At 71.2% G+C, this 12,661-nt stretch carries 10 protein-coding genes and 1 tRNA gene; 2 read left to right on the forward strand and 9 right to left on the reverse strand.

What is annotated here, in order from left to right:
- Positions 1 to 214 precede the first annotated feature (214 nt).
- Positions 215 to 303, reverse strand: a tRNA-Ser gene (locus MXD60_RS24085).
- 215 nt (positions 304 to 518) lie between these two features.
- Here MXD60_RS24085 and MXD60_RS24090 point away from each other — a divergent pair.
- Entirely contained in the window at positions 519 to 980 is a 462-nt protein-coding gene (locus MXD60_RS24090) for a hypothetical protein (protein ID WP_248821628.1), read from the forward strand.
- Between the two features lie 524 nt (positions 981 to 1,504).
- On the opposite strand, the gene MXD60_RS24095 is transcribed toward MXD60_RS24090, so the two are convergent.
- From MXD60_RS24095 to MXD60_RS24120, 6 genes are all read right to left on the reverse strand, one after another.
- The gene (locus MXD60_RS24095) at positions 1,505 to 2,266 is read right to left on the reverse strand and encodes an ABC transporter permease (protein WP_248821629.1); all 762 of its coding nucleotides are present in this window, start codon (positions 2,264 to 2,266) and stop codon (positions 1,505 to 1,507) included.
- On the reverse strand, positions 2,263 to 3,285 hold the full coding sequence (locus MXD60_RS24100) for an ABC transporter ATP-binding protein (protein WP_248821630.1): 1,023 nt from the start codon (positions 3,283 to 3,285) through the stop codon (positions 2,263 to 2,265). The genes MXD60_RS24095 and MXD60_RS24100 overlap by 4 nt, the downstream gene beginning before the upstream one ends.
- A gap of 294 nt (positions 3,286 to 3,579) precedes the next feature.
- Positions 3,580 to 4,284 carry a GAF and ANTAR domain-containing protein gene (locus MXD60_RS24105; protein WP_248821631.1) on the reverse strand — a complete coding sequence of 235 codons (705 nt, stop codon included), beginning with the start codon at positions 4,282 to 4,284 and terminating at the stop codon, positions 3,580 to 3,582.
- 510 nt (positions 4,285 to 4,794) lie between these two features.
- Entirely contained in the window at positions 4,795 to 5,004 is a 210-nt protein-coding gene (locus MXD60_RS24110; protein ID WP_248821632.1) for a hypothetical protein, read from the reverse strand.
- A 358-nt stretch (positions 5,005 to 5,362) separates the two neighbouring features.
- Positions 5,363 to 6,229: an LLM class F420-dependent oxidoreductase gene (locus MXD60_RS24115; RefSeq protein WP_248821633.1), complete on the reverse strand. Its 867-nt coding sequence runs from the start codon at positions 6,227 to 6,229 to the stop codon at positions 5,363 to 5,365.
- 153 nt (positions 6,230 to 6,382) lie between these two features.
- A complete protein-coding gene (locus tag MXD60_RS24120; RefSeq protein WP_248821634.1) occupies positions 6,383 to 7,279 on the reverse strand; it encodes a class II glutamine amidotransferase in 897 nt (298 codons plus the stop codon).
- A 947-nt stretch (positions 7,280 to 8,226) separates the two neighbouring features.
- Between MXD60_RS24120 and MXD60_RS24125 the strand changes: the two genes are divergently transcribed.
- On the forward strand, positions 8,227 to 9,711 hold the full coding sequence (locus MXD60_RS24125; protein WP_248821635.1) for a glycosyltransferase family 4 protein: 1,485 nt from the start codon (positions 8,227 to 8,229) through the stop codon (positions 9,709 to 9,711).
- Positions 9,712 to 9,763: 52 nt separating this feature from the next.
- Here the strand turns inward: MXD60_RS24125 and MXD60_RS24130 are convergent, their stop codons facing one another.
- Positions 9,764 to 10,618 (reverse strand): PIG-L deacetylase family protein, encoded by an 855-nt coding sequence (locus MXD60_RS24130; protein ID WP_248821636.1) that lies wholly within the window; start codon positions 10,616 to 10,618, stop codon positions 9,764 to 9,766.
- 285 nt (positions 10,619 to 10,903) lie between these two features.
- Positions 10,904 to 12,082 (reverse strand): carbohydrate kinase family protein, encoded by a 1,179-nt coding sequence (locus MXD60_RS24135; RefSeq protein ID WP_248821637.1) that lies wholly within the window; start codon positions 12,080 to 12,082, stop codon positions 10,904 to 10,906.
- Positions 12,083 to 12,661 lie beyond the last annotated feature (579 nt).

Consider the following 12,661-nt stretch of genomic DNA (forward strand, 5'->3'; position numbering starts at 1 on the left):
CCCTCACGCTCAGCCCACTGCTTCAAGTTCACTTACGCATTATATCGCATACTCAAGCTGCGGCAGTTGACAACCCCACCTCGGCCAGCCAGCGGACGCGCCGGCCGCCGACGCCGCGGCACCCGGGCACCGCACCGCGCATGCCGGCCGATGAGCAACCGGACCGGGTGACTCGCCGGCCAGGACCTCCCGACCGGAGTTGCTGCGTGGAATGCGGAGGGCGTGGGATTCGAACCCACGAAGAGGATCACTCCCCTTAGCGGTTTTCAAGACCGCCGCCATCGGCCTCTAGGCGAGCCCTCCCGACCGGCGGAGACGTCAACGGCGTGGTCCGGTCAACCGGAGCCCGCCGTCGAGTTCCCGCCGAGTGCGGTTCCAGGATGTCACACCCACCTCGCGGACCTCCGTCCTGTCGTCCGTCCGCGGCGGACGGACCAGCCTGACCGGGCCGGCCACCATCGTCGAAGGCCACCCGCGTCGGCGGTGTGGGGGTCGGGCCGCCGGGGCATTCCGCCTGGGTGACCAGACATGTCCAGGCCGATCACCCGGGCCAGAACGGGGACGGGCCGCCGGACCGGACCCGCCCGGAACTCGACGACGCTACGGTCGAGGCTGTCGGTCGGCTCAGCGAGGCCCTGGAGTGGGTCGAGCGGGCCAGGGGCGCGCTCTACGAGTTCCACCAGCTCTGCGGCCACGCGGATCTCACCCTGGGCGCGGCGATCAGCCAGTTGGAGGACGCGGGGCATCCCCGGACGGCGGCGCTGGTCCGCGGGCGGCTGCACGGGCGCAACGTCCTCGACGGCCGATGGACCTTCCAGATCGTCGAGGAGTACGACGACCTTTACTACCGACCCTTCGTCGACGTCGACGAGGAGGTCCGGCGGCGGCTCACCGGCGGCGAACGCCACGTGCACGAGGCCCGGATGAAGGCGCGGGAGCGGGCCAGGGCCGGCCGCGACCTGTGGGGTCCGGGCGCCTGAACGAACCGGCCGGAAGGCTCGACCGAACCCGGCCGCTGCCGTCGCGCCGGGCTCCACCAGGGCCTGTGCCGCCTCGCGAAGCCGGCTCCGCTGCCCGGCCAGCACCGCGAGGTACTCGGTGCGTTCGGCCAGATCCAGCGCGGCCAGCGTCGTCCCCCGGTCCCCGGCCGCCAGCGCCGCCCGGACCCGGACGAGTGCGCAGCGCCGCGCCACGGCGATCGCGCCGTCCACGGTGTCACCCCCGGGCACGGGCGGCGGGGCGCCCTGCTCCTCGACCGCGTCGGCCAGCAGCAGGTACCAGCCGCGCAGATCGGCCAGGCCTGCTCGCAGCATCGATCGACAGCCGGCCAGCCCGGCCCACGGCGAGGTCACGCCAGCGTCGTCCGCCGGCGGCACCCGGCGGCACAGGCGACCGGCGCTGGCGTGATGCCGACCTCCCACCGCCACGCTACGTCACTCCGAGTATTTATATTACTCGGAGTGACACAATGAGCGGCCGCGGCGACCCCGGCGAGCAGCCCTGCTCAGGCGTCACGCCTCTTGGCGAGCGCGCAGCCGATCACGAAGAGCCCCAGGCAGATGGCGGCAAAGTACACCAGGGAACCCCACGGCCCGAAGGGCATGCCCTCAATCACCGGCGGGCCGTCAGCGTGGTGGGTCTGGTTGGCGACGATGAAGTTGTCACCGACCGTGAACGGCAGCCAGTGCTGGATGTGATCGCCGATCCGGGGGATCGCCGGCAGCAGGTTCTCCAGCAGGAACAGGTAGACGAGCTCGATCACGATCGCGCCGGCGGACTGCCGGACGATCAGCCCGACGGCGAGCGCGAACACCGACGCGAACAGGTAGACCAGGCCGACCCCGAACACGTTGCGGTACTCGTTCGCCGTGTTGAGCGACAGCGGCGCGTCCGGCTGGATGACCTTCGCCAGCCCCCAGGAGCCGACCGCGGTGACCTCCCCGACGAGACCCGCCAGACCCGCGACCACCACGCCCTTCGCCAGCAGCGCAGGCGTGCGGGTCGGCACGGCGAGGAACGTCGAACGGATGGTGCTGAAGCGGTACTCGGTGGTGACGGCCAGGGTGGACATCACCATCATCACGACGAGCCCGAAGTTGTACGCGAACTGGGTGGTACCCGGGTCGAAGTCGGCCAGGTCCTGCGACTTCACGGTGGCCGCGAAGATTGTGGTCAGCCCCACGGTGAGCACGGTCGCGAGGATCATGCACCACCAGGGCGACCGGGTGGAGAACAGCTTGATCCGTTCCACGGTGAGCAGCGTCATCGCCCGTTCCCTCCCGGCGTCGTCGCGTTCGCCGGCGGCGGCGTGAACACCCCGCCCGCGGCCTGCGGCGGCGCGACCGGCCCGCCCCCGGGAACTCCCGGCCGGCCGGCCTGGTACTCCACGTCCTGGCCGGTGAGCTGGATGAATGCCTGTTCCAGCGAGCCACGCTTGGTGGACAGTTCGTGCAGCACCAGCCCGACCTTGCCGACCAGCTCGCCGATCTGGTCGGTGCTGGCGTTCGGGACGAGCAGCGCCGCCGGGCCGTCGTCACCATCCGGGACATCCCGGACGGTAAGCCCCTGGCTCGTGAGCACTCCGTGCAACCGCTCCATCTCCGGCCCGCGGACCCGGACCGCCGACTCCGACGCCGCGTCGATGAACTCGCGCGTGCTGGTCTGGGCGATGAGCCGCCCCCGGCCTATGACGACCAGATCCTGCGCCGTCAGCGCCATCTCGGACAGCAGGTGGCTGGAGACGAAAACGGTGCGACCCTCGGCCGCGAGCCGGTGCATGAACTGGCGAATCCAGAGGATGCCCTCCGGGTCGAGGCCGTTGACCGGCTCGTCGAAGAGCAGCACGCCGGGATCACCCAGCAGCGCGGTCGCGATCCCGAGCCGCTGCGACATGCCGAGCGAGAAGCCACCGGCCCGCTTACCGGCCACGGACGTCAGGCCGACGGCCTCCAGGACCTCGTCGACCCGCTTGACCGGGATCCGGTTGGACGCCGCGATCCAGCGCAGATGCGAGCGCGCCGACCGGTTCGGATGCACCCACTTCGCGTCCAGCAGCGCGCCGACCTTCGACAACGGCTGGTGCAGCTCGGAGTACCGCTTGCCGTTGATCCGGACCGTGCCGGCCGTCGGGTTGTCGAGCCCGAGAATCATCCGCATGGTCGTGGACTTGCCCGCGCCGTTCGGCCCCAGGAATCCCGTTACCCTGCCGGGCTGCACCGTGAAGGACAGGTCGTTGACAGCGACCGTACGTCCATAACGCTTGGTGAGCCCTTGCGCCTCGATCATTCGCCTCCTTTCACGTTCGTCATCCTGCGGCTGAAGTACGTATGGGAGATCGGGCCCGGCAACATCCCTGACGCAGGATCCCCTGGCACAGGATCCCCTGGCACCAGGAGACCGACCCGGCCGCGCGTCCCCCGCGGCACCACTCCGGTGCGGCCATCGTCACGGAATCCACGCCCGCGTGGCCAGGCGAAGGGCCCCCCTGGGGCTGTCAAACTGACGACAGGCCATCACCCGGCCATTACGTCCACCGACCGGCCTACCCCTGACCACGACGTGGGGTAAGTCGGCGGCCGGTCACAACGTACGCCGGCCGGCGAGAATCTCCTCCGCGAGGTCGGACACCTTGCGGCGTTCGTCCCGCGCAGTACGGCGCAGTTTCTCGAATGCCGTTATCGGATCGGTGCGCATGGTGGCCATGAGATGGCCGACCGCACGTTCGATGGGAACCCGGTAGTCCAACGCATACTGCAACTGCCGGGCCAGCCGGTCATTGCGATCGGCGACGAGGCCGACGAGCAGCAGGTTCTCCAGCACGGCACCGAAGTGGCCGACCGCGTCCCGCTCGCTGTCGGTCCAGACCCGCGGATGGTCGTCGGCGACGTTCAACGTGCCTATCGGTCCGCCGCCGAGGCGGACCGGCACCCCCAGGACGGCTCGCACACCCCCGGCGAGCAGGGCCGGCGTCACGCGTGGCCACCGCTCGTCCGAGGCGATGTCCCCTGCCTCAACCATCTCGTCGATGATGAACGACTCGATGCACGGTCCCTCGCCGAACTCCTCCTGGGCACGTTCGAGCAGCGCGCCCGTGGCGTCGGAGGCGGCGATGCTGCGCAGGGCCCGGTCCGCGTCGACCAGCAGCACGCCCGCGCCGGCCAGGTCGAAGATCTCGGTGACCGCGCGGACGACCTCGCTCACCAGCTTGGCGAGCTCGACCTGGCTGGGCACGAGATGGTGCAGCCTGGCGAGGCTGGCGTCCAGCAGCACCTTGTCGATCTCCACGTTCGCGCTCCCACCTCTTCGGCCCGAGCGCCCCCGGCCGTCCAGGGAACCCGCGCGACCACCAGCCACATACCGCTTCCGCCAGGACTGGCGGTCCGGCAGCGCCGGCGACTCCTCGGAGGACGCGGAGACCGTGGTGCCTGCGCACCCTGCCACGCCCGCGCACCCTCGGATTCCCCGGCATCCGTCGGGTCCCGACCCTCGAACGTGTCCCGATCATCTATCGGTTCCCGGGCGTCCGACGAGCCCCGACGGCTTGCCGGGACATGCCGGACGCCGGCCGGCGGCACCACCGCCGCCGGCTCATTCTGCCGGACCACGGCTGGCGCTACCTGTCCGTTCTCGCGACCGACCCGGCGACCACCACGTGCATGGTAACCGTCGGCCACCCGACCTCTACCGTACGGAACCGGGAGGCGGCGCTGGCGGCTCCGACCGCACTCGTCGTCCTACGGGCAGTCGCCTCACCGTGCGATCCGCGGCACCCAGCGGGTGGCGGGTGGCTGCCGACTAGGCACGGGCGTCGTCGATGTCCGGCGACACGACCAGGCCGCCGTCCAGGTCTGCCCCGTCGACCGCCGCCGGCGGCTCGTCCTGGCCGTCGTGATCCCGCGCCATCTCCCGCGACGAGCGACGACGACGGACGCCGACATCGACCTGGCGCCGCACGGTCCCGTCCAGGGCGGCCAACCGCTCGGCCTCGATCGACGAATTGATCATGCGAGTCAGACGATCCCGCTCGGTCGGGCTCATCCCCGTCATCAGACTCGCGACGAGCTCCGAACCACCGTCAACCGTCGTGGCAGCAGCAACCACGTCCCCGGGGACCGCCGAGGTCGGAGCGGTCTCACCGTCACGAGCAGCGGGAACCGAGGTGGTCCTGTCGTTCCTGCCATGGGGCTCAGCGCCTGGGCGCGAGATCGCGGGACCGTCTGCGGGCATACGTCACTCTCCGTGACTCGGCCGCAGACACAGGGCAGGCGAATTGATCGGTTGCCGGACAGACTACCACCGGGACCGGCCCTCGCCTGACCTGGCCGCCCTGAGCAGTAGGCAGACCTCAACAGCGGGCAGACCCTCAGGAGTTGATCGCCTCCGCGAGTCGGGCCCACTGCGCGCGCGGCAGCCCGGCGGGCTCATCCGTCAGCACCTGCACAGCGACGTGGTCCGCCCCCGCCGCATGATGTTCGGCGACCCGGGCCAGCACCGTGTCGACGTCCCCCCAGACGACGAGGGCGTCCACCATCTGGTCCGAGCCGCCGCCCGCCAGGTCGTCGTCGGTGAAGCCGAGCCGCCGCAGGTTGTTCACATAGTTCGGCATGGCGAGATAGGGGGCGAGCGATCGGCGGACGGTCGCGCGGGCCCGGCCGGGGTCGGTCTCCAGCACGACCTTCTGTTCGGGCGCGAGCAGCGTGTCCGGGCCGATCACCGCGCGGGCCTTGCGGGTGTGCTCGGGGGTCACCAGGTAGGGCAGAGCGCCGGCGGTGCGGCGCGACGCGATCTCCAGTACCCGCGGGCCCAGCGCGGCGAGCGCCTGATCCTCCCGGGGAACGCCCAGCTCGTCGAGGGTGTCGAGGTAGTCCAGCAACACCTCCACCGGCCGTTCCCAGCGACGGTTCGTGGCCTGCTCCACCAGCGCGCGGTGCCCGACGCCGAATCCGAGCAGCAGGCGGTCGGGGTGTGCCTTGGCGAGCATCGCGTAGTGATCGGCGACGATGTCCGCCTTCTCCGTCCAGATGTTGAGAATGCTCGTGCCGACCGAGAGCCCTTCAGTGCCATCCAGGATGGCGGCGGGGAGCTCGAGGTCCCCGCTGGCGCCACCGATCCACAGCGTCGGGATACCCATCGCCGCCACCTCGACGGCGATTTCCGTCCGCGTACGGACGTCCGTCGGCCACTGCCGCTGAGCTGCCCAAAGCCCAATTCTGCCGACCTCAAGTACCACGACGAGCCCCTTCCGCGCAGGGAACTGCGACTGTCCGCGTCAAAACCCCTTCAGGACTGGTACCCCGTGCCCGCGCCGGCTATGTCGGCAGGTTTCGTCGGCTTGGTGTGGCCCGTCTGCCGGGCCGTCAGCGCACCTGGTCCGGCGGCCCGCTCAGGACGACGCCGGCACCGGCAGGTCCGGCACCGCAGTGGTCTGCGACGCGGCGGCCTGCGGGCGAAGATCGTCGAGGGAGAGCTGGTACGCGGGCGGCTCGTCGAGCACCAGTCGCGACGTCATTGTCAGGTCGGGGGCGACGTGCAGCAGTTCCCCGCTGTCCATCAGCCGCCACCGTGGGTCCTCGTCCATGCGCTCGCTCTCGATCACCACCGCCGGCTTCTCGAGCAGGTCCACGGAGCGGACCCGGATCTCGCTGAACGGACTTGCGTGATCGAGGTGCCGCGCGTTGCGCCCGCCAGGGCCACGGCGCAGCACGTACAGGCTGTTCGTGTCCGGGTAGCGAAGCGCCCACAGCTCGCCGGGGGTGGCGATGATCAGGTTGATGGAGTAGAGGGGCAGGTTGTGCGCCACCCATCGGGCCGCGGCGGTGATGCCCGCGCCGACGTCACCGTCGCAGGCGTTGATCTCCCTGCTGATGAGCGCGAAGAACCGCTCGGAGTCGGTGTCGCCGTAGACCCCCGTCCCAGCCACGCCGAGCTCGGCGTCCAGCTTGCCGAGCCCTTCGATGACCCCGTTGTGGGCGAAGATCCGCCCGTCCCGGACAAACGGGTGCGTGTTCTCCTCGCTGGCCCGGCCGGTCGAGGCATGCCGGACGTGGGCCACGAAGGTGGTGGAGCTGAGCTCCTGCGGTTCCCGGGCGAGCGCCGTGTCCCCCCGGCTGCGGATCGACTGCTTCACCACCCGCGCGGACCCGTCGGGGTCGAAGGCTCCGACGCCGGCCCCGTCCGGCGTTCGCCGGCCGGTCGCCCGCGGGCTGTCGGGCGCATCCAGCAGCCAAAAGGTTGCCCTGATCTGATTCGCGCCACTACTCATCGCGAACAGGTGGCACATGTCGCCCTCCCCACGGTCTGCTCGACGGCTCACTCTCGGCGACCCCCGCGGACGCCAGCCGTCCCTCTGATGGCGGCCGGCCGGCCGGTAGGGCTGCGCCGGCTGACTTCGACGGACCGTGAGGGCGGCACGAAGGACGCAACGCTACCCCCCGGCGAGGTGGATGGACAGTACGCCGGCTTTCGACCCCGGAGCCCCGCGCGACCGCCCGGCTACGGTCCCGGACGGACCGCTCGTACATCCTGTTCCCCGTGATGTTGTCGCCATTCACGCCGCGGCCGACATTCCAGACACCTCCGGCGCCTTCCCCCAGCGGCGTCGACCGGCGGTCCGCCTTCCCGGCCCGCACCCGGGTTTCGTTACGTTTCATTCTCGACGTAACGAGAGAGCGTGCACCAGGGTGGCGGCCGACAGCCGCCGTTCCCGCCACGAGCTGGTCGACGGCGCCGCCCGGACCCCGACCCAGCGCTCCGCCCGCGCGTGCCCGACCCGACCGTCACGGACATGTCGGCGGTCATCGCGCCGCACTCCGCACAGCCAGCTCGCCCGTGAGATCCTCTGCCAGACAGCGACAAACGCGCATGCGAGCCTGCCCGACATACTCGTTATCAGGGTTGACGAGACAGGCTCGCCGAGGACGTCGTCACACCCAGGTCATCTGCCTGTAATCAAGCACTCACCGATTCGCTCCTCGAACCCGCCGAATGACGACCTTTGCCCAGCGGACCCCACCGGGCGGGTCGGGACATCGGCGGCAGCGCGACGGAACGGCGAGACCAAACCTGCCGAAATTGGACATCGCCCCCCAATTGGGCCATTCGCCGGATACTGCGACCAACGTTTACCCAGGATTCGCCGAGGTGCCGTCGGCAGCGCGGTAACGTATCCCCGTTATTAACCCCCTGTATCAACGTCCGGGCAGTGGACGGGCAGTGGAACGGAGACGCATGGCGGATTCGATCCGATCACTCCATGCCCTGTGCGTCGTGTTTCTCTGCGAGCAGTTCCCGCCGGTGGTGTGGGACGGCGCGGGTAGCTACACGGCCACGCTCGCGATCGCCCTCGCCAAGCTCGGGCACGACGTGCACGTGCTCTGCGCCCAGGGGCACCGGGTGGTCGACACGACGCAGGACGGCGTCCATGTGCACCGGCGACCGCTGCTACGGGTCCCGGTCAGCCGTTCGCTGGGCCCGGTCGGTGCCTGGCTGCGCGGGCCGCTGTACCCGCGAGACTCGATCAGTCTGCGAACCAGCCTTCCGCTGTCCTACACGTTCTGGCTGCGCCAGCTCGGCCTGCGCCCGGACATCATCGAAACGCAGGACGGCGAGACCCGCGGGCTGCTCCAGGCGATCAACCACTCCCGGCCACTCGCCATCCACCTGCACTGCCCGACGATGCTCACCGTCCAGTTGGCCGGAACGCCGATCGGCCTCAAGGGTCGGCTCGCCGACCAGCTCGACCGGATGTCCGCGAACCGGGCGGACGTGGTGACCTCCCCGTCCCAGCTGCTCATCGACACTCTGCGCGAGCGTGGCTGGCTCGGCGACCAGCCGGTCGAGGTGGTTCCCAACCCCTTCGACGCCGTCCCCTGGATGGGCATCCCGGACGTCGCCGCGACGACGCCGACCATCGCGACGATCGGCCGCCTCGAGGCGTACAAGGGCGTGGACGTGCTGCTCGACGCGTCCGCGCTGCTGACCGCCGGTGGGCTGCCGCACCGGCTCGTCCTGGCCGGACGTCCCGCCGGCGAGATCAACGGAACTCCCGCCGGTCCCTGGCTGGCCCGTCGCGCCCGGGAGCTCGGGCTCGACGTCGAGTTCACCGGTCATCTCTCCGGCGAGCAGATCCGGGAGGTCTACCGGCGAGCCAGAGTCGTGGCCGTGCCCAGTCATTTCGAGAGCTTCTCGATAGCCGCCGTCGAGGCGATGGCGGCTGGCCGGCCGGTGGTCACCACCACCCGGACCGGCGTGGCGCCGTTCGTCGAACGCTGGGGTGCCGGCGCCGCCGTCGCGCCCGGTGACGCCGAGGCGCTCGCCGCCGCGCTCGCGCCCTACCTGCGTGATCCCGCGCGTGCCGCCGTCGTGGGAGCTCGGGGCCGCGCAGGCGTGGCCGAGATCGAGCCGATGACGATCGCCCGCCGCAAGGAGGACGCGTACCGCCGCGGCATCGCCCGTTTCGAGGCGCCCCTCGACGGGCGTCGGCGCGGCGGGTGGCACGGAACCCGCCTGCGGGCGCCGGCCTCGCCGGGCACCGCCATCGGCCCGGCGGAGATCCACACCGAGATACCGGAGCCGCCCGCCGAGGCGCAGCCGCCGGCCCCCGCCACCATGCCGACCTCGCCGGGCATGCTGCCCGTGGGCTCGGCGACGGGCGACGGCGTGACCAGCCGAGACACCGTGGACAGTCGCCACGACTCGGCCCGGTCCGCCTGACCCGACGAACTCCAGCCAGCGGACGTGCGGAGCAGCCCTCCGCACGTCCGGGTCAGGCGTTGGTGCGTCCTGTCTCCTTCGCGGTGGGCGGGCTCGACAGACCGCTGCCGGCGCGGGGCGGATGCGGCGAGGTGGACGCCGCGGAGCCGGCCGGACCGCGCCCGCCCGCGCCGTCGCGCCACGGGCGCGGGAAGTCCAGGTGCCGCAACGCGCCCGCGTGGACGTAGACCTCATACCGGCTGCGGAGCGTCGCCAGCAGGGGGCCCGTCACCGGCACCTCATCGCCGGTGGCCGCAGCCCCCCGGTCCGGGCTGCCGACCTGGGTGGCGTGCTCGGCGAGCGCGCGCCGCTGCCGCTCCCGCAGGCCGCGGCCGTCGACCAGCAGCGGCCGGCAGTCCCGCAGCCGGCGGACCGGCTCGACCAGCAGCCGCGTCAGCGACCGGTCCCGGCTGCCGTAGCCGCGCGTCCACGGCCAGTGCGTCCACAGCCAGACGGTGTACTCGAGCACCTGGCCGGCGAAGCGGCTCGCCGCGACCGCCCGGATGGCCGCCTCGTTGGTCGCGTCATGGTCCGGATGCCCCTCGCACGACGCCGGCACGAGGATCTGCGCCGGGCCACGCGCCCGGATGATCTCGGCCAGCCGGGTCGCGATGGCGTCGATCGACTGTCCGAGCTCCGCGTCCGGGAAGCCGAGGAACAGCACGTCCGTCTCGCCGACGCCGAGCGCCGCGCACGCCGCCCGGGTCTCGGCCTCGCGGACCTCGACGAGCTCGTCCGGAGGCAGGGTGACTGGCTCCGCCTTCGCCCCATCACTGACCATGACGACGGTCACCGGAGTGCCCATTGCGCGCTTGCGCATGACCGCGATGGCGCAGCCCAGCGTCTCGTCATCCGGATGCGGCGCCACAACCAGGCAGGACATCCTCGCCATGGCCGCGGTCACGTCCGTTCCGCGCCGCGTCCAGGCGCTCCGGAAAGCGGACCTGGCGAGCACCATGGCCTCACTCCGCGCCGACCGCGGGTCACGAATCATCGCCTTCCACGCCATCATCGACGTCGCCTCCCTCCGCTACTCGTGACAATAGCGTCCCGCCCGGTGCCGACCGGGCGCGGCACCCGCCGGAAACACCATCTTCAGCCGTTTATTCTGACTGGCTGTCAAAAGCGCGAAACATCGCGTGAAGTGAACAAATTAGCTGTCCCGGCCTGCCGGCAGGCGAAAGTCCTCATGCCCACCGGCGAACTCGACATGGTCCCGACGTCGGCGCCGACCTGTTCGCCCGCCCACCAGTTCCCCCAGCTCATCCGCGTCGGGTAACGCCTCATAGCCGCCCGGACGCCCGACCACCAACGCCGCGGCGCGTTGGGCCGAGCGGACCGCCTCCTCCGGTGGCTGCCCGGCGACAAGTCGCGCGGCGAACACCGCGGTGAACGCGTCGCTCGCGGCGGTCGTGTCGACCACCGGGACCACCGGAGCGGGATGACGCGACGTCCGCCCGCCGGTGCGCAGGACGCAACCGCCGCCGCCGAGGGTGACACAGACCGTCGGCACACCAAGCCGGTCACCGACGGCGTCGGCGAGCTGCCCGGCCGGCCCGCGCGCGCCGGGCCGACCGGCGAGCAGGGCGCGTGCCTCCGCCTCGTTCGGGACGACGACATCGACGAGTTCCCAGGGAACGGCGTGCGCGAGGTCCGGTTCCCGCGCGGCGGGTGCGGGATTGACGATCACATGCATGCCGCTCTTCGCCGCCGCGGTCACCAGATCAGCGGCCTGCGCGGCGAACTCGAACGTCACCAGCGCCGCGTCGACCTGCCCACCGAGGGCGGCCGCCGCCGCGTCAACCTCCCGGGCGGTACCCGCGAGCGCCTCGGGCACCCGCCACACCACCGCCTTCTCCCCGTCCTGGCGGGCATGCACCACACAGACCGGCGTCGCCGCGCCCGGCAGCACCGGCATCGCGGACACGTCGACCCCTTCGGCGACGAGCGCCGACCGGATGGCCGCCCCCACCGCGTCCCGCCCGACCGCCCCGACGGCGGCGACCCGCGCGCCCAGCCGCGCCAGGGTCACCGCCTGGTTCAGCGCCTTCCCCCCGGGCACCGTCCGCATCGCGTCGGCCCGCAGGTCACGCCCCCACGCCGGCAGCCCCGCCGCACTGATCAGGCAGTCGAGCACGAACGCCCCCGCGACGACGAACCGACCGCCGCCATCGACGTCGCCTCGGCCGATGGGGGCCTCAACGCGACGAGTGTGGACCGGGGCAGGCTGCTGGACCGGGGCGGGCTGATACCGGGCGGTCGCGACCAGGCCGGTCTCGGAGGCACTGCGGGCAGGAGCCTGCGGCCAGCATCGCCGTACCCGCTCAGTCACGGCGCCACCGTAGTCGATTCGGTAATCCCCCACCCCATTCGCCTGGAACCCGACCGTCAACGAAGGCGCAAAGACAATGGATGACCTGCGGAAACACGAAGAGGAGGGTGGCGCTTGCGCCAACGCCAGTCAGCACATCACGCCGGCCACCTAGGTAACGACTAGTTACCCAACTATCCGTCTCGGATGGGCGTACGTAGCCAAGGGTGATGGGGGTCGGCGCGTTGACCACAACCCTCGCCAGGCCGCTACCCTCTGCGGTCGAACCGCCTAACTCCAGGGACTCCGTGGCGCTTTGATATGGATAAATCGGGTACGACACCCACCAGAGCAGCCACGGCGCCCCCCAGTCAGGCATACATCGGATATATCCGGCGGCACGCATGGTGAGAAGGAGTCAGGAGAGTAGCCAGGTGCGCAGTGCGGCGTCGGCCATTTCCTGAAGCTCATCGCGGCCGACTCCGCTCGCCGCCCGCACGACGATGCCGTAGCCGAAGGTGCAGCCAGCCGTCTACAGCAAAGGCAAGCAGCGACAGCCGGCCCGGCAGCAGCGTCCACGCAGCACGTGGATCAGCGTGC

Origin of the sequence: Frankia sp. AgB32 (assembly GCF_023243045.1) — a bacterium.
In the GTDB taxonomy this organism is placed as follows: Bacteria; Actinomycetota; Actinomycetes; order Frankiales; family Frankiaceae; genus Frankia.

Excerpts from the sequence above, each read along its gene's own strand:
- MXD60_RS24100 (WP_248821630.1), bottom strand. The coding sequence starts at position 3,285 with ATGATCGAGGCGCAAGGGCTCACCAAGCGTTATGGACGTACGGTCGCT.
- MXD60_RS24095 (WP_248821629.1), bottom strand. The coding sequence starts at position 2,266 with ATGACGCTGCTCACCGTGGAACGGATCAAGCTGTTCTCCACCCGGTCG.
- MXD60_RS24125 (WP_248821635.1), top strand. The coding sequence starts at position 8,227 with ATGGCGGATTCGATCCGATCACTCCATGCCCTGTGCGTCGTGTTTCTC.
- MXD60_RS24110 (WP_248821632.1), bottom strand. The coding sequence starts at position 5,004 with ATGATCAATTCGTCGATCGAGGCCGAGCGGTTGGCCGCCCTGGACGGG.
- MXD60_RS24120 (WP_248821634.1), bottom strand. The coding sequence starts at position 7,279 with ATGTGCCACCTGTTCGCGATGAGTAGTGGCGCGAATCAGATCAGGGCA.